Origin of the sequence: Myxococcus sp. CA039A (assembly GCF_013336645.1) — a bacterium.
Classification (GTDB): Bacteria; Myxococcota; Myxococcia; order Myxococcales; family Myxococcaceae; genus Myxococcus; species Myxococcus llanfairpwllgwyngyllgogerychwyrndrobwllllantysiliogogogochensis.
In genome coordinates, this window is the sequence record NZ_JABUMQ010000173.1 from 1 (window position 1) to 23194 (window position 23194).

The window sequence follows — 23194 nt, forward strand, 5'->3', positions numbered from 1 at the left end:
CCTCCCCCCCCACCACCATGTAGCGGAACTCGTCGCCGCGCCCATCGAAGAGGACAAAGCTACGGTAGCTGTGCGTCCAACCTCGCCCCAGGGGGCCTGCTTCGAAGCCCTGGTTGCTGTAGCTCCGCGTGAAAGCCAAGGCCGGGCCACGTCCCGACACCCGCAGGTCCGCGAACTGCTTGGTCAGGTGTCCATCCACCACGCTGACGTCCTTGACGAACGTGTGGCCCACCGGCAGCACACCCGCGTCGTCCACCGCCGTCTTCAGCAAGAGGCGCTGCGTCTGAGTCTGCTCTGGCGTGGCCCGTGGCAGGAAGTCGATGCGCACCTCCTGGCCCGCAGGGTCTCCCGGCGGCACCTGGAGACGCAGCACTCCCGTCCCCGCTACCAACTCGGGAATCGGAACGTTCGAGTCCAGGGGCTGAACCTCCAACAATCCTTCCGTGTTCCGGACAAGCCGCCCCCGACTCAACAAGGTACTGCCCGAGGTGACGGACACGTCGCCCTCATCCCCCGCGCAGAACTCCAAACGCGCGGGAACCAGGATGGGGCGCTCTGTCGCCGTCGCTGACACCAACTCGGATCCAGTCGGCGTCGCCGCTGTTTCGAAGTTCCGAACGGGAAGGATGACCTTCGCTCCCAGTTCGCCCCCATTGGCCAGCAAGCGGCTTCCCGCAGGTGCGAGGCGAAGCGTTCCTTTCGCGACGACGTCCGTCGCGGTGTTGGAGATGCTGTAGCGCACGGCATGCACCTCGGCGCGAATCTCGCCTCCGTGAGTGCCGGGCGTCAGAGGAAGCCTGAGGGCACTTAGCGAGCTCGGTAGGAGAGTGATGAGCGCGGAGTCCCCGGGGAGCCGAGGCAGCCCCGAGAGCGCACCTTCCACCACGAGCCTCTCTCCGGCGATAGCCGGCTTTTCGATCAAGCGCACATAAACGGGATACCCAGCCGGATTGGTCACCGAGAGGTGGGCGATCCCATCATCGACAGCTGCTCCACTGCAGGGACTGTCAGTGGGATCGCCCGCGGAGGCATCGACATACGCCCGCACGTTGGCCTCCATGGACTGAAACCAGTAAACGACGCTCGAGGGACTCACGGATACGGGCGTGGCCCCCGTCTCCGTGCGCTCCACGACGGACGGCTTCACGTGGATGTACTGTCGCCCATTGGGCACGAGATACTTTGGCCAGAAGACCACGTGCTCCTCGTCGTCGATCCCTCCCCCAGTGGTGCTGATCTCCTGTGGGGTAACGGTCCACTCGGACAATGTGGCCGTCTGGGACGCGACTCGGAAGGTGACCTGGACGCTCGCGATATCGGGCTCGTCGCCCCTCACCGCTTGCCAGGCAACCTCCCCTTCGGGCGACCGCAACACCTGGGCAACCAGGGGCTCGGGGAAGTCCCCGCCAAACACCCCATTGAAGTTCGTCCCCAGCGTCTTCAGACTCAGGGCGTACCGCATGTGATTGGTTGAAGAGGCCGGCAACAGCGTCTTGACGACATAGGTCGCACTCACCGGGCCACTCGAGGACTGTGCGGTTGCCGTTACGGTGTAGTCACCCGCGACAGGGCCCGGGACATAGCCCGCGATCACCTCGCCAAGTGTCGGAGACGGGAGCGTGAGCACCGGTGTGACCGCTGGCGAGTCCAATCGCTGCATCTGGCCAGGAGGCACGGCGAAGGGATTGAAGAACCGCCCGGTGCCGGGCGCTCCCGCCCACGTCACACTCACGTTGGCCAGCGGGTTGCCATGCCTGTCCACGGAAAAGACTCGCAGGGCTGTGACCGTCTCAATGCCGGCAATCGCGCTATCGATACGAATTGACTCGTCGAGTTCGATTCGCGTCAAGGGTCCGGGACGGCCCAGAACAGTGAACGGGCTCGAGAGAACAAGGGTGACGTCCCCGTTCGTCGTCTCAGCCATCACTTCGTTCAAGCCCCAGAGTTGGGACGCGGGGGACGACAGGGCTCCTGTTGGCGCCACGGGCCTCTCGATGGCCCACTTGCGAATGTCCGTATCGGGATGGACGAAGACGCGGGCCCGCCCCATCTTGTCCGTCTTCACGGTGACCGCCGGCAGTGGCGTCTGCGGCGACGCCAGCGTGGAAAAGCGCGGCACGGCCTTGCTGAATCGCTGATGCGCCCGGAAGGTGACGGATGCCTCGCTGACAGGAACGCCTTCCGCCGTGGTGACATAGACCGCCACAGGCATCGTTCCAGGTGTTCCCACCTCCACCTCCTGGAAGTCCGTTGCCGCGACCTTCACGAGATGGGCGATCTGCGACGTGTCATCGGTCGACTGGGGCGCATCCGGCCCCTCCAACTGCTCCACCAGCGCGGCGTCCCGCCAGGCCCCGGGAGAAACAATGGTCTGTCCTCCAGACAGACGACCCGACAAGAAATAACCACCTTCTTCCGTGAGTGGATTGCGCGTGATGTAGCCCGTTCCCTCCCAGTCCCCGAGTTGGAGGGGCACCTCTGGAATGAGCACCTCCCAGCCCCGGGCCACCATGTCCTCGACATCCCTGCGAACTTCCGGCGTCGCTGAAAGCCGGGCGAGCTGCGCCGCGCCATTCGTGGGAGTAATGGAGAGGACGTCCAGGCCCTGCGCCCGCGCCCGTTGAAGCACCGTGGCCGCGGCCACCGCGTCTTCCTGCGTGCCCTCTGACAACACTCGCGCTTCCTGGAAGCTGCCCTCATATCCGGCCATCCGGAAGAGTGCCTTGCCTCGCCCCGGAACAAGCTCAAGGGGGGTCATGGTGCGCAGGTCCGCATCCACCTCCAGCCCCTTCCAGAGGAGTCGCTGAGGCACGCCCAAGACCTGCTCGACTTCGAGCTGATTCTGCACGAGCACCACGCTCGCCGTGGGGTGGATGGGTACCACTTGAAGCAGCCTCGCCAGCTCACGCTCCCCCGCCGTCCAGGCATTCACATAGGCAGCGGCACGCTCGTAGAGGAAACGCGGCGCGACGCCATCGGCCGGGTCGTCAACGCCAAGCAACACGGGAGAGTACGCACTGCCAGGGCTTCCCACTCCCACGGCCACCAAATTGCCGGCGATGATGCGATTCTCCAACCGCCGTATCGTCCCGTCCGGCAATATCAACTCAAGGGTCCAGGTGTGCTCGACGCCCAGGCCCACAGCCCGGGTGCCCAGGGCCTTCTGCTTCCCATCCACGCGGAGCTGGGGGAGCACCCGCACCACCGAGGCAGGTGCACGATAGAGACCACCGTGACGGTGGACCACCAGCTCATCCTCGGGCGTGGCCGGCTGATAGGTGAGCACGGTGCGATGCCCAGCCACCTGATGTAGCGGGAGCGTCACATCCAGAAAGACACCTGCGTTGTCGGACGCCGTCACTCGGAGGCGTTGCCGTGCGACATCCGGTAGAAACGCGGACTCATCTTGCACGGACACGACTTCATACGGCAGCGAGCCTGGCAGGAGCGGCAGCTCCTCCGCGCGACGCTGTACCGTGCGCAGTGCTGCTTCGTAGGGAGCGGCGGGCTGTCGCGCCGCGAGGAATTCACCCACCTTCGCGCGGTAGAATTCGAGCGGCGAAAGTGAGCCGCTCTGTGCCAGGTAGCCCGCCGTGAACACCTCCGGTCCTACCCCCATGGCCTCCAGGACGTCTATTGAGGGGGGCGTCGCCGCATATTTCGCCCCCCCCGGAATGGAGGCATCCAACGCAATCCACTGCCGAGTACCCCCTCCCTGCCCCACACCCCGGTAGTCGCCATAGGGGAGCCAGGCCTCTACCCAGACATGCGAGACCTTCACCGCGACCACTCGCCCTCCACCTGAGATGGGTTCGAAAGGAATCCCCGCTGCCGAGAGCGCCTGGAGAACTTTTTGCTCCACGGCCTCTGGCAGGCGGAACGCGCTCGCTTCGGTGCCGTACAGCGCATCCACGTCCGCGACCGTGAGCAGCCCCATCAGATCCGCCAGCTTAGGGAGCGTCAACTTGACGGTCCCTCGCACATAGCGGGCGGGAGTTCCCTGAGCGCGCAAGAGGGCAATCAACAACGAGGACAGGTCCGAATCATTCCCTCGCTTCTGTCGCAGCGTCTCGGTCGAGCCCTTGAGCGAGCCCTGATACCAGTCGAGGTCGAACTCGTTCTTGACGAAGTCGTACGCGGCCTTCGCGGTCACCAACTCCTCCGCGCGCGCCGTCACCTCCGCCGAGAGCTCCACTTCCTGGCCCTGCGTCGTGTCTTCCAGCGCGGGAAGCACCACGGCCCCCGCCAGGAACGCTGGCACCTCTTCCTCAGAGGAAAGCTCGGTCCGTGCAAGTCCCCCCTCGACGTAGGTCAGCTCCGAGCCCAGCACGGGCGCTGACCGAAGCGCACCCCACCCCTTCAGCTCTTCGTGAAGCTCCGCCAGCCGTGTGGTCTCATCGGAGTACCACCGCTGACGGATATATGCGGAACAGCGCTCCCAGAATGACGCGCGCGACGAGGACAAAGACTCACGGAGGTCGCGAACCGCTTCAAGCGTGGGCGCCACACGGGCGTCGAGCGCGACTCGGTGCTCTCGCACCCGAGCCCCCAACGTCGCTTTCGCGGCCGTCAGGCCCTTCTCCACTTCGGACAATCGCAGCAAGGTGTCCTGGTGGTTCTCCGTGAGGGACTTCTCCATCCGCCCAAGGGCCAGCGAGGCCTCCTGACGGGCGGAGGACTCTGATTCAGTCGGTACGCCGGGAAAGTGGAGGACTCGCGGCCAGAAGCCGGGCGGAGCCCCCATCCGCGACACGGCCATCTCCAGATCCCTCGACAACTCGGAACCGAGGGCATGCGGCCGAGTCTCTTCCGCATGCAGGCGCGCGCGGCGTTCGACCTCATCGGTCCGAGCCTTCACCCCGGCCCAGTCGATGGATGCAGGTACTGGTGGGGTGACGATCAGCAACGGCACCGTGTCTACCGCCTGCACTTTCGCGGAGCTGACTCCCGCGAGTTCGCGGGCACGGCCCCACACTGCCGGCGTCACGACGGAGTGAGCCTGCTTCGGGGTGGCACTCAGGCCCGACGCAGAGACCGGGAGTGCCAACAGAATAGCCGTGAGAACGAGCACCACAGGGGCCCTCAAAGACATATTGAACATGGTGTCGTGAGCTATTCGCAGAAGAGAGGAGGCGGAGAAACCTGGGGTCCGGGCTTCAACACCACCCGCTGCGCCCCCGACAACTCAACCGTCTTGCCCATCAGGGCGCCGTACAACGTCGTATCACCAGACAGAAGGATGTTCGCTCTAGGGGCGTAGAGCCGGAGGGAGGCATCGTCCGCATTGTCGATCTCCACCAGATCCCCATCGACATCGTGTGCCCCCATCACCAGCGTCAAGGGATGTGCGGCACCGGGACTCGATCCCAGCGTCGAGCCGTCCTGGACCACCACGTCGTGGGCCACGAAGATCAACACGTTCGCCCCGGGCGCGGCCGACAGCGTCGCGCCCCCCGTGAGCTGGAGGTGGTCCGCATGGAAGCGCCCCGAGGGCAGCACCACCTGCGCTCCATTCAGCTCAAACGATCCATTCACCCACCACGCGCTGCTTCCGGGAAATGCGGCCAGGCGAGTGTTGTCATTCTCCAGGCTCGCCTGCTCCAGCTTCGTCAGCACGTCATAGCCGCAGTAGCACGGCGTTGGAGAAGGCGTGATGGCATGGACACCGCCCAGCACCGTGGCGAAATCACCGATGGCATAGCCCTCGCCGTAGTAGAGCGAGCCGGCCAGCGTGCCTTCCTCCACAACGGCGGAGTATCCACCCACAAGGTCGCCTGACACGAAGGAGAACTGGCCAACGTACGCCAGGCTGTTGGCGGCCACCGAGGCCTTGTCTCCCATCGACGGCCCCACCACCTGAGCATTCCCAAACACCACCGTGTCCTGAACGGAGCAGACCGCATACGTAAAGGATGGCATCAGCGGATCAGTGGCGACGACCGTGACCACGGTGAAGGAAACGAGCTTGATCGTCGAATTCCCTGCGAGGTCGGACACCTGCACCTGGAGGACATGTGCCCCCTCCGTGTTCACGTCCCCCCCGCTAAGGAACGGTGTGCCATCCATGGTTGCCCGGAGGGAGTTCGCATCCAGGTTGGCGTCCGTCGCCATGAACTGGATGGTGAAGGACTCCGCCGAGGCTCCGTCGGATACGCCTGAAACCTGGATGGCCGGCGGCGTCTTGTCGAGGGTGAAGGTGATCTGAGACTCCGTGACGTTGGCAGCGAAATCCCGGGCCCGGGCCAGCAACGTGTGGGCGGCCTCGTCTGAAATGGAGGTACCCAGCGTGAACGGCTGCCCATCCAGCGTCGCCGTCACACTGGTCGTGTCCAGGTGAGAGTCAGTCACTTCGAGTGTCGGCGTGATGTCCTGTCGGACGAAGGCGCCATCCTGTACGCCGCCCAGGACAATGCGCGGCGGCAACGAGTCGATGGTGAAGCGATGCAGTGCCTGTACCGTGTTCCCAGCCCTGTCACGGGCGGACACCTCAAGTTCATAGGCGCCGTCTGTTGACACTGGAGTTCCCGAAGCAATCGTCACGCCATTGAGTGTGGCATCCACCGAAGCAAGGTGAGGATCCGCCGCGGAGAACACGGGCACGACAGGTCCATGCACCGGAACCGCACCAGGGACACCGGAAACAGTCAGCACCGGCCCCTGGGTATCTCGGATGACAGTGATGCTTACGGGGTTGTCGAGCGAGGCCAGGATGCGTCCATCATTGCCCCCCAGATCCGCCGCACTGAACACGAGGGAATGTGGCCCCTCCGTGGGAAGGAGCACGTCGGCGCCCCAAATACCGTCCAGCGCGTTACCAGACACAGGCGATGCCAGGACGGTGGTCACCCCGCTGCCATTCACGCGGACGGATGCCACACCCGAGGCGTCATCGAGCGCACGAATCCGCGCGCTCACCCTCTCGCCCACATACATACCGTCCGTCAGGTTGAGGAGCGTCAGCCTCGGTGCGCCACCGTCCAGGACCTGCAGCGTGAGTCGAGCCAGGACCTCGGTCCCATCCACTGGACGCTCGACCAGCAATACCAGCCCATGCAGCCCCAGCGGCCAGCCTGCCGTGGAGAACTGGCTCAGGCGCGTCCACTGTCCACCCGGTGGGAGCATCGAGAGCGGCCATGTCGAGATCGTCTGAAGTGTTCCGTCGGGACGCGTGGAGACCAATCGCACCACTCCCTCACCTTCACTCGCCGTGCCGCGGTTCTCCAGAAACACATCGACCGTCGCCTGCTCGCCCATTCGAAAGACGGGCTGGGCTCCTGGATGCCCTGCGATGGACAACAGCCCCACGAGCACCGGCCGACCTTCCATGGTGAAGCTCGCTTGAGCCTGCGCGAGCACCTCGGTGCCGAGATGCACCTCGCTCGTCACCACATACGCCCCAGGCACGAGCACTCCCGTTTCGATCTCCGTGATGCGCGTCTCGCTCTGCCCCGAAAGCAGCATGGGAAGCGCGGAACTCCACTGCGCGAGGAACGATCCGTCGGTGTTTCGCAGCGTCACCACGCTCACTGCGCCGTTCAAGAAGCTGTTTCGCGAGCTGCTCGTCACCTGGGAGTTGACCTCGGCCTTCTCGCCTGTGCGATAGCGACTCCGCGACATGCTCACAGACACATTGGCAGTGCGCTCCGGAAGGACTTCGAGGGCCACCGCGTCGTCCGCCACCAGGGAACCATTGCGCCACAACGAAGCCCGGACTCCATAATCACCCGCGAGCAACGTTCCCACCGCGACCACTCGCGTGAAGGTCCGCACTTCTCCACTCGGAAGTGGAGCGATGACTTCCGAGGTTCCCAAAGGAAGGACCAGATGCCCATCTGCTCCGATGAGGTCTACGTGGACCTCGCCGAACAAGGGGGCTCCCGGGTTCGCAAGGGTCACCGTCGCCGTGCGCTGTCCATTCACCTGGACGGAGGTCCCATCCAGCACCACGGAGATGATGGGTTCGGAGGTTTCAGCAACCAGGAACGGCACCACCAACGCATTGTTGTCGCGATGAAGCTCCAGGATCTCCTGCCCCGGGTCCACCACGACGTTCAACTGCTGTGGTCCGGAGAGCCCGTTGACGTCGACAGGGACGAGGACGATGGCCGACCCACCTGGAGCCAGGGGCTGACTCAGACGAGTGAGGGGTGAAGGACGCAAAGCACCGTCCTTCGTGACCACGGTCACCGCCACCAAGGGGGCCTCTGCCATCGCAGTCCCCTCGTTCGAGAGGGTGACGACGGCATACGCGACATCCGTGGCCATGGGCAGGCTGGGTTGGAGGACCGCCGCGACGGAGAGGTCCGCCACGGCGTCAGGCTCGAAGCGCACCTCGATGGATGGCGAGAAGTCGCTCCGCGTCCCGGCAGCATCCTCCGCCACCGCCGAGAGGAAGTTGTCGCCGGCCTCCAAGAAAATGTCATCGAACGCAAACGAACCGACGAATTGAACCTTCGAAACGCGTGGACTCGTGGAACCCGACGCGGCCACCAACTGCTCACCAGACCCCATCAGCAGACGCGAGCTCATGGTTCCCATGCGCTCCCGCGTTCCACCGTCGATGGCCTGGCGATAAAGGTATGCACCTTGCGGGTAGACGAGAAAGGCTCCGCCCGAGGTGAAGACCGGCATGTCGGCGGGCTCCGCATCTGGCATGCGCCGCCCGAGGTTGGGGCCACCTTCCACGCTCACGAGCGTCAGTGCCATGGACTGGTAGTCTGCGTCGTAGAACGGAACGGCCACTTCCCGCCCCGTGGGGGACAACGCCAGCCGCGTCAGGATGCTCTCGGCACTGAACAGGTCGACAAACGAGTTGTCGACCGTATCGAAGCGTCGCAGGTGGTGAATCCCTTGACTGTCCACGACAACCGCGACGAGGCGGCGTCCATCAGGTAGCCACAGCGCCGACAGGAAATCCTCCGACTCTTGCGAAGGCAGGGCGTGCTGTGCGCCAGTAGCGAGATCGAAGATGCGCAGGCTGCCATAGCCGGTCTCGTCCAATCGCCGCACGACCAGCCGTGAACCATCCGGCGCCCAGACCGGCGACGCGTCCTCGCCCGAGTAGGCTTCCAGGACGGGCTGGAGAACCGCGCTCGCGATCCCCATGATGTAGATCTGGGTTCCCTCCGAAGAGGTTCCTTCGGCGACCACCCTGGTCCCATCTGGAGAGAAGACGGGCGTTCCCTGGAAGCTCACCCCCTCGAGTGTCGCGCTCACCACGGTGCCAGTCTCCAAGTGCTCGACCGCGACTCCTCGAGAAGGGCTGCCACTCAGATAGACGTATGCCACGCGCTGGCCATCGGGCGACAGCGATGGAGTTCCCCTTCGCGAGAGGGACAAGGGCACGTCCTCGAGCCGTAGCCGGATGGGACTCGCCTGGGTTCTGCCCACCAGCGTTGCTCCACGATAGAGCGACACAAGCGAAAGGGGTTCCGCGGTTCCCTGCACACGGGTGACCATCTCAGAGACGACAATGGGGGCGCCAGGAACCGTGGGCTGAAGCAGGCGCGGCGCCTCCGGCACCTGCGTATCCACGGGGGCTCCTGATGCCACGGAAGAAGGCGCGCTGCGGTTTCCAGCAGCATCGATCGCCATCACCCGGTAGTAGTAGCGCGTCCCATTCGTCAGCCCCCTGTCCAAATAGGAAGGAGGACCGGACAGGCGAGAGTCCTCCGAAATCATTTCGAAAGGACCACTCTGCGCCGAGGCGCGCTCAACACGGAAGCGCTCCGCACCATTGCTTGAGTAGGTCCAGCGCAACTCCAGCGCGGACCCGGATGCTGGCGCGGTGATGACGAGCCCTTCGGGCGGAGCAAGCAACGGAACATCCACCGTAGCGGACACTGCATTGGACGGCGTACCCAGGAAGCCATCCAGACTCACAGCCACGACCGTGTAGGAATATGTGCCGTTGCGCACACGCGGGTCTGTATGCGCACGAGTCTCCACTGAAAGGCTTGCCACGCGTTCGGCGTCGCCTTCACCAGAGGAACGCCACACTTCGAGGCTGCCGACATCGCTCAGTTCCCCTGCGACGGAGAATGCCATGGATACGTCCGCGCCCATCACTTGCGCAGGCGACAGCAAGATGGCCGCCGTGGGAAGCGCAACACGGACCACACTCACTGTCTCGGACACCATGCTTCGGTTGCCCGCAGCATCCTGGGCCACTGCCGAGAAGACATTGCTCCCCATCTCGAGCGGTACATCCACGAAGAAGACTCCAGCAGCGTCAGCGTGCACCTCCGCCACGCTTGCACCTCCTCTCAGGAGAGTGACCGCCGCCCCAGCTTCAGCGCCGTATCCTTCCAGTCGAGTTGTCTGGGTCGCGACGTGAGTCTGCGAGGGAAACCGCAGCGACGGCTGATAGACGCGAGCCTGTCCTGTACCATCGGCCCGCTGGCCCCAGTTGCTCACCGCTGACACCTGATACGGATGGACTCCCATCGTCCGATTCGGATCGACGATGGCGTGCGCGGTCGTCAGACGTGCCAGGCCAGCGCTGACCTCCGCTAGATGTATGGAAGAAGAGGTCGTTCGGACGAGTTGGACTCGCACACCTTCGGCGGCGAGAACTTGGGGAAGAGCCACGGTGAGCTCGGAGCTCGTGGCCAAGACCTCCGGTCCCACGGGAACCCAGGCTCCCAGCATCTTCACGAACACCCGCACAGTGAGGTTCGCTGAGAGCTTCAACGTCACGGTCTCCAAGGGTTGCGGAGACGGGAAGTCCATTTCCCAGATTTGTGGCAGCGAAGCCCCAGGTCGCCAGGCCGTGGACACATTGCTGTCATACGCAGCGGAAGGACTGGTGCCGACAGCGGTGCTGCTGGCCGACGCCACTGCCACCGGCCTCGGCGGGACGGGAAGAATCGACGTCCCGGCGCGACGCACGTCGAAGCCCAGAACCTGCCCCGCTCCGTTGCCGTCCAACCAGGAGAGGTTGACTGCATTGCCATCCGTGCGCGCCACCACCCCGGGTGGAGCAAGCTCAGGCGCATGGAAGATGAAGATTGACGACGGCGCCGGATCCACATTGCCACTGGCATCCGTGGCCACCGCGCGCAGTTCCAGCACCGATGCAGTGAATTGCGACGGATCCAACATCACGGAATACGGGAACTGCGTCGCGGCGGTCCCGGCTGACAGAAATGTTGCCTGCCCGGCTGGGCGGATCTCCCACTGCACCCGCGCCACATCCAAGTCCGCGGTCTCAGCCCATGCCATCACGCGGCCAGCAACTCGACTCAGATGCGTGGGGCTCGCCACCCTGGCTACAGGAGCCCGTGTCTCCACGGAAACCGTCCTTACCGCCGACGGATCACTGAGATTTCCAACGGTATCCACGGCATACAACTGGTACGTGGTGGTCCCATCGGGCAACCCCGCGTCGATGTACCTCAGCGTTTCAGCGGAGAGCATGTACACACTGAAGTCTCCAGGGGAGACGCCCTCGGGAGCATTCGCCAACGCTCCATTGGCGAAGAGCAGATAGCCCGCGAGGTCCGTCTCCGGGTTCGCCGCCCACTGGACGTCCGCTGTGGTGCCTGTCGCGACTGCGGAGACGAGCAGCGGTGCGGACGGCGCTACGTTGTCCACCTGCACCACCACCCGGGTCTCACTCACGTTTCCGGCTGTATCCTCCGCTTCCAACCGGAGCGTCTGCTGTGAACCGTGCGGCAACATGCTCGCATCCCATGTGCCCAGCCAACCGGCCACTGTCGGAGCGCTACCGCGAGCCACCTGGACGAACACGGTAGGCGACGCACCTGCCCCTACCGAGAGGCGATACTCGTGGAAATCCATTCGGCTGAATGCCTGCCCGCGCACCTCTAGCTTGCCTGCAACGATTGCTCCATCCGCAGGAGAGTGGATGGCCACGACAGGCGGAGCCATATCCACCGCGACTTCAGAAGAAGGCTGGCTCTGGAGAGAGGCGGTATCCACCGCGACGACTGCATAGCGGTATTCGGAGGGCTGAAGCGCCTCGTCGAGGTACGTCGTCCCCGTGATGAGCCCGGTGCCCAGGGGAGTCAGTGAATCGCCCCCCTTCCCCCGGAGCACGCGATAACCTGCCAGGTCAGAATCACTGCTGGCACTCCAGGAAAGCGCCACACTCCGAGGCTGTCGCACTTCGACGACAAGGCCCGTGGGCGCCAGGGGAGGAGTCTCGTCGATGATCAGATCCGCGAACTCCTCGGCTTCGTTCCCAGCCCTGTCCGTGACCCGAAGCCGCAAGGAATAGTGACCGTCAGCGGGAGCAGCGGAGAGGGTCGCTAGCGCGCCACTGATGACAGAGGTCTTCCCGTTCACCAGGATGACATACCGACTGGACGAGGAAGGAGGACCGTTGGCGAGCGCAACGGAGTACTCGTACAGGTGTGTGTCCGTGGCAGTGCCAGTGACCTTCCACTCCGTGGGCGCCGTGCCATCGCGCGACGAGAGGATGTGCGCAACGGGCTGAGTACTGTCGAGCGTGACCGCAATCTGGCTCTCCGCAGTGTTCCCCGCCAGGTCCTCCGCCTTCAGCACGAGCGTGACGTCGCCATCCTCTTCCTCTCCTACGTCCCATCGAAGCACGATGCCGTCGCCGGGGACCTCCGACCAAGACGCGAGCATCCGCGAAGCGGGGCCACCAGGGGACAGCGCTTCCAACGTGAGCCGCCGCAGATGTGACTCCTCTACGTCGACGGTGATGGGCACCAGACCGTTCAGGCCAGTGAGGAACGCTCCCTCTCCAGGCGAGGTGAAAGCCACCCTGGGCCTGGAGACATCCACTGCAAACGAGACGACCTGCTCTCTCGTGTTGCCCGCGGCGTCGGTGGCGCGCACTGTCAACGAGTGTGAACCCTCCACCAAGCCGTTGAGCGCCAAGATCTTCCCATCGACCGGCGCCAGCCCTGACGCCACGAGGGTCGACCCAGAGGGAGCACCGTGGACGACACTCCATTCAATCAAGTGCTCATCGTGAATGGTGCCAACTACGTCCACCGTTCCCCGGACGAACGTCCCCGCGAGCGGTGTCGCCAACTCCACGAGCGGGAGTTCTGAATCCAGCGCCAGCGGCGCCTCAGCTTCTTCGACGACGCTTCCCGCGCTCGCCACCATGCGCACGCGATAGGGACCGTCAGGAAGCAGTTGGAGGCCCGAGCCCTCCAGCAAAACAGTGTGCTCCCCCGTTCCGCGCGCCGAGGACGCGAGAGGAATTCTCACCACCTGGTCCCCGCTGTCAACGACCTCCATCCGCACCGTGGCCGGAGTCAGCAGTCGAAACGAAGCCTGGGTGGAGTCGTGGACACCATCGCCATTCGGAGACACCACAACGTTCGAAAGAGAGAACCCTCCCAGCACGCCACGGCTCTCCACATCCACTGTCACCAACGCCGTGGACGAATGACCCGCGGTATCCCGAACCACCAGACGGAGGGTATGCGGCCCGGGTGGAAGCCGCGCCGTATCGACTGCTCCCAGCGATTCAGTGGCAGGGACGCGCGAAGTCCTTACGACGGTAAAGGTCGTCGGCGACAGACCTTCCCCGATCGAAAGTTCGTAATCGCGGAAGTTCGTGTCGCGCGCCTCTCCCAGAACCATCACGGTTCCCTTGACACTGCTGTTCGCGGTCGGGGCATCAACGCGCGCCACGGGCATCTGCCCATCGACGCGGAGTCGGAGGGTTTTCGTGCTCTCCGCGCCACAGGAATTCAGAGCTGTCAGGCGCAACAGATAGTCACCATCCAACAAGGCACTTCCGGCTGGTCCTCGACCATCCCATTCGATGTCGCTGAGGCCCTGGCTGAGCGTGCCTTCGAAAATGGCGCCAAGCCCTTCTCCCTCCACGCTGCCGTTGAGCCGGGCCACCGTCACCTTCACCTGGGCGGATTCGGTCAGCGCTGCGTGAAGAGTCGTGCCCCCCTGATCCGGAGCGACGAAATCCCTGTCGGCAGTGAACTGCTCGATCTCTACCCCCGCCAGGAAGCGGAAGGTCGTGGAGGGAGAACAGTGGCTGCTTCCACTTGCCTCCCACGCACTGAGCCGCATCTCGTAGTCACCCGAGGGCAATCCTCCGACATCCACCTTCGCGAGCGGCCCCGACACGACGCGCTCTTTCGGCAGGGCGAAAAACTGGCTCGCTCGCTGCGTCAGGGGCTCACCCGCTGGTCCCATGAGGACGGCATATCCTTCCAGCAGGTTGTCCTCGATGCTGCCTGTGACTTCGATCATCGGCCGCAGGCGGCCCGCAGCATCCCTCGTAGGCACGGGGCAAACCAGGGCCTGCGCGGCGGGCGAATCCAACCGGGTGACCGGCGGCTGCCTGTCTACCAGCGCGGAGACAGACTCATGGACATCCCTCGCCGTCGCGCCCCGACTGTCCTTGGCCGTGGCCAGGACATTGTAGCGCCCTGCCGGCATCCCCTCCGTCGAAAACGTGCCCGTAACCTCGACCTTGGCCGCTGGAGTGAACGGGCTGAGCAGCACTGGAGCCACCGCTGAGGAAGAATGCGGCTTCACCCAGGCCGCGAGTTCCTCGATCTTTGCCCCACCCTCCGCTGACGCCTTGAGCGTTACGGAGTACACCGGGTCCTGGGTGATACAGGCTGCTGCCCGCTCGCCCAATCTCACGACGGACGCGACAGACACCTGCGTACAAGGCACCTTGAGCGTGGCCTCCGTACATGTGCTGGTGGAGCGCGAGGACGAGTCAACAGGCGCGCCCCCATCCGCGAACCGGGTCACGACGCGAATCTTCTGCGCTGTACAAGCCAGGGGTGTGTTCCCTGCGAGCGTCAGGAGAGGCGCCACGCCATTGAACGGTCCCAGCGCGCCCATCTTCCCCCAAGTCGAGCTTCCATCCGCCTGGAGATAGACCTCCATCGACGAAATGGGCCGCCGGAAGTTTTCCGCCAGGCTCAGCGCGACCTGCGTCCCCGTCACCGATGAGTCTTTGAGGAACGCGCCGCAGATGTTGACCAGCTCCTCCGAATCCAGACGCTGTCCAAGCACCGATCGGCCGCGGAAGACCGCACGGTACTCACAGCTCGTGAGCGAGGAGGTATCGAGCTGAACCGCCAGGACCGTGGAGCCGTCTGGATTGAACAGAGGTTTCGCCGAGGCGAAGGAGTAGGTCTGCTCCGGTTGCTGCGCGGCCGGAGCGAAGAACGCAACTGTCGCTCCGGGCTCAAGGAGGGGCAAAGCCGCCGGGAGAATCGTCAGGGAAACCTTGGAGGACTCCTGGCTGTTCTCATAGGCCGTGCAGACAGCCAAGCTGGATAGCTTCGTTTCGAACGCGACGCTGGCTCGGAAGGTCTGACCATCCGCCGCAGTTGCCTCCACGGTGACGGTGTAGGGTCCCATGGGAACAGCACGTGCGTCCCATACAACCACCGACTCGCCCAATGTGCCCACGTTCTGGGTGTCGCGACGAACGACACCACTCAACCGATGCGTGTACTCGATAGCGTAGCTGACCAACGGACTATCTGAAGTGTGGTCGAGCGCGAAGGCATAGTGTCGTGGCTCGAACGCGAAGACCTGCGACCGACCCAGCGCATCCACCAACGGTGCCAGCAAATCGAGACGAGGGATCTGGCGCCCCTCGAACACAAGCCCCCCCTTGTCCACGTCCACCAGAGAAGCGTCTCCCAACGCGGTGACAAACAGTCTCTCAGGAATCAAGCGTGGAGGGAGGTCGCTCTGGTTACCTGCCTTGTCCCACGCTCGCAGACGAAGGGCCTGCCCACGGACGGGTGGCAACCGCCACCAGCGCCCTGTCGTCGCCGAAGATTCTCCAGAGGCTACCGTGGTGAAGTCATCACTGCTCAGGGCGGCCCGCTGCTCGAACGCCCACCTCGAGAGATGGGGATCCTCGGCGCGCCAGCTCGACTGAAGGAACACCACGGGAACCGAGACTTGCGTGCCTTCCAGCTGTGTCACGGCCGTGACGAACCCACGGGTGAATACCGGGGGAACCTCTGGAGGGGAGGCCCCATCTGGAACGTCGTCGCTGAAGCTCAGTCGCAACTGGGGCGGCGTCGTATCCACGATGAAGCTTAGTGAGGAGCCTTCCGCGCGAGCGGTATACACACCGTCGGCCACGTAGGTGCCCACGTCATCCCTGCCATCCCAAGCGAGGGAGTAATCACCCGCCTCGGAGTGCGTCATCGAGAGATTCCGGACCACATCTCCTTCCGATGACACAAACTCGAAGCGGGAGGTGAGCGGAGCTGTCGTGGTGTAATGCAGCATCGAGACTTCTTGCACCCCATCCCCGTTGGGAGAGATGAATTCCGGCTCACGCCAGAGATTCGCGAGCAACGGCGTACTTGCCCACGAGGCCTGCGTCTTGCGGGTCTTTATGTTGCCGGCCTTATCCCTCGCCGTCAGGACGACTTCGTAGTTCCCCGGCGCCGGCGGAGCCCACTCGGCCAGAGTACCATTCAGCACTGATTGGGTGGAGCGCCCGATGACGACGGAGCTGCCTTCGGGCATGCGCCGAATCGCCACTTCATAGGACTCGAAGTTCTTGTCCACCGCCGTCCCCTGAATCGTGAGGAACGGCATGCCACTCTTCCGGGTCGCGACAAGACGTACGCCCAGGTTATCAAGTGAGGAAACTACACGGTGTCGGTCATGCGAGACATAGCTTTGATAGGTGACCCCCAAGACACTGCCTCGTGGGGACAGGCGGACATCTTCAATCCACTGCACATTAGAAGAAGAGTCAAAGGAGACAACTGGGCGTGCCGTTCCACCTGACACGGGAACCGCCCAGATCTGCGGAGTCCCAGATGCCGACTTCCGCTCAAGATAAAGAGTGGTCCCATCACCTGCTGCTGCAAGTGGCTGCGACCAGAATAGTGGCGCGCCACCATCACCATTTCCTGGTCGAAAGAGCGTCCGGTGTTTCCCAGTGTCTCGATGGACCGCAAGAATTCCGGCATCAGAATCCGCGAATGAGATCTCTTCATTGGAAACCCATGCCAGTAGAGAATTGAGCCGAATTCCCCCGACCCCACGAGCGTCGCTAGCATAGGGACTCAATATCTTATGATTCCCTTGCTCCATCTCGACCATGACCACAACATCCGAGAGAGTAGGGTCATTGAATTTCCGATCCAACAATACAGCGAGCCGATTTCCGTCCGGCGAAAGCGCGACTTCGCTTGCTATCGATTTCGGCCCATAAGTCGAATCATCCAGAAGGATCCTTCGATTCTCTCCTGTCAGGTCAATCACTTCCACCAAACGCCGAGTCTCATCAAATGCAAATTTCGAGAGCGACTGGAAAACAACCTGACGCCCGTCGAGACTGAACTGAACTCTCTCATTACTGAAGCCCAGGGAGGCGACCATTCTTCCAGGAATTGATGTGGCCACCACCCGTTCCTCATGAGTCACCAGATCAAAAAGCCTGATATCCTTGCAGTAGGAAACTTCCGATGCGCACCCATACGCCCATGCCGTGAAGATCAGACTCAAACCATCGGGCGTGGGAAAGACATCAGATACGCCTCTCGCCACGCAGTCCCATTCAGAGGATATCCGTTGAGGCTTGCCCCCCTCCAGGGGCTGAAAGTAGAAGCTGCACCGGGTTTCCGGATTGGAGAGTCGTTGCCCGACGAAGTATGTGCCTGAATCATCAGGGGCAATCGCGAGACCTCCCGTTCGTGCATCCAAGGACGTTCCGGGCGAAGTGTAGTCAAATTTCAGCGACGTATTGACGAGGTACTCGGGTCGAGAGACAGCCTCCAAGAGACTTCGATTCGTGTCGACAACAGCGACCATCGTACCGATGTCTGTCAGGCTTCCGGAAGCAGCCTTGGCGCGGACAGCCAATTGGTAGGCTCCGTCACGCACACTCAGGCCGTTCGCGTCACGTCCATCCCACGTGGCAATTCCAATCAGCGCCGCGCCTACCTCGATTGTTCGAACGATCCCCCCGGACTCATCTCGGATCTCTACCTTGACCTCCGCGGCCTCGGCCAATCGGTAGCTTAAATTGGTTGTGTCCTTCACTCCATCCTTGTTCGGAGAGAAGAAGGGATTTGAGAGCGCGAGCGCGGCGTTCTGGACGTGAATTTTCCGGGTCGCATGATTGTTGTCGTGCCGGCTCTCCGTCACACTTCGCGAGGCGTTCACCGCTGCGGTCAGATATTGCTCCCCGGTCAACTGCGCCGTGTTCCAGGGGATCGTGACCTCCGCGCGCGCTCCCGCAGCCACCATCGTCAGCAGCTGACTTCCGATGAGGGTTCCAGTGGTTCCCGGAGCTCCCAGGTACAGGTCGAGCACCCCCCCTTGAGCGTCCTGCCCGCCAGCGTTCAAGACGGACACCGTCACAGGGGCGTCCATGCCTTCGCGAGGAAACAGGGGATTCGGCTGGATGTCAGCGTCGACAATCACCAGGTCCGCGAACGGCACGGGACTGAAGAACTGCACCACCCGGTTATCAATCTCATCCGCCTCCGGGATCTGTTCGTCCGCATCGAGTTCCACCCGCACGGCGGCCTGCTCCGAGGATTCGACGGCAAAGGGGGCCGAAACGGAATGACTTCCACCTGGAGCCACCGACGCCACTTCCACCCGCGAGAAGCGCGAATCCGCTCCGCCCACGGTTCCCAGATGGAAGTCGACAAAGAACGGCCCCGCTTGCGAAGCCCCGCTGTTGCGGACCACCACCGTGGCGGTCGCCTGCCTGCCCTGAAGCGGCCGCTGGGGGGACAATGAGAGGCCATCCAGGGGAACATCGAGGTTGGCGAGGGTCGATGGCTCAACGATGAGTCCCGCTGTGGCGACGTTATCGGCGGGATTGCCATCCACCGGAAGTTGTGGACCCGCTAGAGCGCGAACTCGCACGACGAGACTCCCCGCAAGGTTGGCTCGCCACGACACCCCTCGCTGTACTGCTCCACCCGAGGGTACGGTCATCACATGTGAGGGCAGGACCGCGATCTGCGTCCCCGTGGAAGTCTCGATGGAAATTTGAATCGTCGTGCCAGCGGCGTCGACCGTGCCCGCGTTCGCCACTCGGAATGAAATCGACGCGTCCTGTCCCTGCTGCACCTGCAAGGGGCTGACCGCCAGGTTGATCACCCCCAGGTCGAGACTCGGTGTAACAGGGACCTGGCGTACGTCTGTGTTGTTCCCCTCGTTCGCTTCCGCGAACAAATTGCGGGGGTCCACCACCAAGGACACAGCGGCTGCCGCCGAAACGTGGGTGACACTTCCCGTCAAGGTGATGGGAACCGACGACTGCCCCGCCAGTGATATCATTGTCGTCGCAATGGCTGTCCCTTGGACAACCAAAGCCACTTCCACCGAGTCCACATTCGCAATGCCGAGGTTCTTCAACGTGGCGCTCGCTGACAAGTTGACTGGCAAGCGGCCGATCACATCGGGAACAGTCGTAAGGCTCCCCACTACCACGGTCAGGTCAGGAAGCACGGGTGCCGGCGCGATGCTCAGAGGAACCGAGACACGATTGTCATCCTCACGGCTCTCGTCGACGAGTTGCGGGGCATCCGCGACCACAAAGAACTGAGAGTCCCCCGCGTGGCCTGTCGTATCGACGGTGAGAACAACCGTCCCGGTACCGCCCGCCTCGATTCCAGAGAGAATCTTCGGAGTTCCGAGGGGCAAGCCATTCGCGTCGAATGCCTGAACCTGCGCATCCTCCACCCTCGTGCCACCAAAGTTATGCACCGACACTGTCGCCAGGACGCCCTCGCCTTCCACCACCGTGGTCGCTGACAGCGTCACGTCCAACGGGGAAAGCGAGAGATTGGGCGTGCGGACCCTCCGGATGGCCTGAATGACCCAGGCTGACGTGGGGACCGACGACTCCCAGCCTCCATCATTCCCCTGACGTGCCATGAGCGTCCCGGCGAGCGCGACGGCTTCCGCGGATGGGAGCCGTGACCAGGAATGCAGTGCCAGAATCACCTGGGCAGTCGCCATGACCGAAGGATGTTCGTCTCCATAGAGCCCGCCCTGGTGACGACGGCTCTCGAAGAATGCGCCGCCTCGGCTTGCAGCGGAGTACGTGGCGGGAGACCTCGGGAGTCGCGCGAGCAAGTCCATGGCCAGAGCGGTCACCCCCACATTGCCAGGACCGCCTGTCACCAGAGGCCAGCCACCGTCGCCTCCCTGGCGGGCCAGGACGAATTCCGTCAGGGCGGAGAGCTGCGACCCCATTGTTCCCGCTTCATGCAAGGCGCGGGCTGCGAGCACGGAATCAATGACCGTGGGTGAAAAGCCAGATGCCAACCCTACGCCGTCGCCCGGCGCCCCGAGCTGCGCAATGAGGGTTGCGAGCGCGGGCTGGAGCACCTGCGGAGTTTCACGGGCCGCGATCAGCCCGAGCACCTTGCGCGAGGAATCATCGACGCCTGTCCCTATCGTGGCCGCCAGGAAGTCGCCCCCTAGTTCCAGGGACGCCGTGATACGCGGAGTCACACCACTGAGCGTCAAGGCATCGAGCGCCAGTTGGGTGTCTCTCCACCGGGTTCCGTTGCTTCCGGTCCAGGAGCCTGCGGCATCCTGCCGATCCATCAAGAAGTCGAGGCCGCGCTGGAGACTGGGCGCGGTGGTTCCCGGTGGTGAGGAGTTCTCGACGAGCTCAGTCTCGAAGACCGCGCGTCCGCGCGTCAGGAAGAAGAAGCTGTTGCTAAAGGACCGCCGCAGCCCTTCCACGAAAGCCACCTGCTGTGGCGTCGCCTGCTGTCCTGGAGGAGTCAGGACCACGAAGGCCGCGCGAAAAGCCCGCTGAGATGATTCCACCGAAGGAAGGCGCGGCCCTTCAGCCCCGACCACGTCCGAGATGGAGAGAACGCGGGCAGAGGCCTCGATGCTGGTTCCATCGGGCGGCGGTAGATCCGTGGCTACCTGGGAAACATCTTGACCAGGGCTGAGCAGCGTCAACGGCCCCACTTCTTCCGGCCCCATCAACCCCATGAGGTATAGGTCGAGGGCCGAATATCGGGCGCGCGAATGCACTGCGGCAAAGGTCCCCGAGGACGCCTGGACCCAATCACTGCCATAGAGGACGGAGGCCTCCGAATCGAGGAAGAAGCTCCAGTGGGACCCCTCTCGCCCCACGAGGTCCATTCTGTGGACTTGCGTCTCAGGATCGAGATAGGCAACGCGCCCACTCCATTGATGCAGCACTTCGTGTGCCAGGAGTGCGGACACAGACTCCACGGTGGATCCCTGCGAGTCGGGACTCAGCCCACGAAGATCGACGTATCCCTTCAGTCGCGCGAGACTTCCATACTCGGCGCCACCGTCGAACAGGGGAACGCCAATCCCCTGGACTGCATTGCGGACGAAGAGGTGACGTCCCGCGATATCCTGCCCCAGGTTGACGTCGAACGTGGGTAGCACCACCAGGAAGTCGTACGCATCCGCGTGGGTCTCGAAGAACTTTCTCGCAACCCGCGCCCGCGCGGCGGGGTCGGCCTCGCCATACGGCGAGCCATCATGCTGAAGGATGGTGATCTGGCTGGAGGCCCATGAGAGCGCCGGCAAAAGCCCCACCACCAGTACCGCCCAAAGCCGCCCCATCTGAGACAGGAACTCCACAAGCCGAGTCCGACGCATCCACCCTCTCCTGAGACCGCCCACAATGCGTTGCTCACAACCGCCCGAGCATCGTCGCCTTCATGACAGTCGGGAGCGTGGGCTTACAATTTCCAAGCCAGCGAGATCAACTCAGGCAATGCGCGTCATATCGGCATTATCCAGCTAGACCGGAATTAACGACCCGCACGCGGAGGGGAGGCTTTGTGCTTCAACCATCCGCATGGAACCGGACCGTAGATGAGGTAGCCAGCTATGGACTGTGCTTCGCAGGCGCTGGTCTCGTCTGTTGAGAGCTGAGCGCAGTGGGCCCTACTCGTAGTATCTCCTGGAGATGGCCTGGCCATAGCGACCACCAGCCGATTCAGGCCAGGACATGAGAACGCGGGGCTCAGCCCACTGCAGCACTCGCCGCGCATTCGTCCGCGGAGGCTCGTCAGCCCCTCAAACCGGATGCGCTGGCCGAATGTCAGATGGCTCGCGCCCGTCCATCGCGCGGAGTCCCTCAGACTGAAGGCCCGCCCGCAACCGGGACATCGGACGAAAGCCGGCCTCGTTACTCACCAATTCCATCGAGCAACCGCCGAGTAGCGCTGAGATTAAACAACACCCCAACATGTTTTCGGTCGGTTGGACAATGTATCCCGGGATGCACGGACGCGGCATTCGCGGCCTCAAGACGAGCTGCGACAATCAGGACTGCCCCACACTTGGGACACAGCAGCCGCTCACCAGCGCCAACTCGGGCTAGGGCACGACGGATATCACCATCGAAGACCTGGTCACTCATGCCGATCTCCCGGAAGCAAACCAGGTGAATTCCCCTGTGGATGGTGAGGGTAGTTCTCAGTAACCCCGTCAGCGCTCGTGTTCTCCTTCGCCACGAAACTCACGCACCAACTCCCGCAGCCACGAGCCCCACCGCGTCTCATCCGCCAGCGAAGCCAACGTCGCACGCTCCTGCCCGGCCAGATTCCACGACACTGGGCACAGTGAATACGTCTGGGGTTGAGCCGCACCCATCAACAACCGCAGCACCGACATCCGTCGCTCCGCGGCCCCATACGTCTTCAGCTCGAAGTCCCCAGGCGCGACTTTCGCCAGGGACAACGCGTACCGGCACGCCTCCTCGAACCCACCAATCTTGTCCACCAGGCCCGCGTCCTTCGCGCGCAGGCCCGAGTACACCCGGCCCTCCGCCAGCGCGTGGATCTCTTCCTTCGTCCGCCCCCGCGCCTTCGCCACGTGCCCCAGGAAGGACTGGTACATCTCCTCGATGTCCGCCTCGAGCGCCGCCCGCTCTCCATCCGTGAAGCTCCGGGAGAACGACAACAACCCCGCGTTCGCTCCCCGCGTAATCAAAGTCTTGTGGATGCCCAGCAGGTTCATCAGCCCGGACGTGTCGAACTTGCCCGCGAACACGCCAATGGACCCCACCACCGCGTGCGGGGCACTCCACAGCTCCTTCGCCCCCAGCGCCACCATGTAGCCCGCACTGGCGCACACCCGGTCCATGTATGCGATCACCGGCTTCTTGCGCGCCACCCGCTGGACCGCCTCCAGAATCTGCTCGGAAGCAATCGCCGCCCCACCCGGGCTGTTCACATACAGCAGCACCGCCTTCGAC

At 63.5% G+C, this 23194-nt stretch carries 3 protein-coding genes; all 3 read right to left on the reverse strand.

Annotated elements, in window-relative coordinates:
* Positions 1-4639: transglutaminase domain-containing protein (locus HR086_RS26820; protein ID WP_174467051.1), on the reverse strand; the 4639-nt coding region annotated here is incomplete at its 3' end.
* A 473-nt stretch (positions 4640-5112) separates the two neighbouring features.
* Positions 5113-21588 (reverse strand): CARDB domain-containing protein, encoded by a 16476-nt coding sequence (locus HR086_RS26825; protein WP_174467052.1) that lies wholly within the window; start codon positions 21586-21588, stop codon positions 5113-5115.
* Positions 21589-22425: 837 nt separating this feature from the next.
* Positions 22426-23194: signal peptide peptidase SppA (gene sppA, locus HR086_RS26830; protein ID WP_174467053.1), on the reverse strand; the 769-nt coding region annotated here is incomplete at its 5' end.

Coding starts and splice junctions, on each gene's coding strand:
- HR086_RS26825 (WP_174467052.1), bottom strand. CDS start 21,588: ATGCGTCGGACTCGGCTTGTGGAGTTCCTGTCTCAGATGGGGCGGCTT.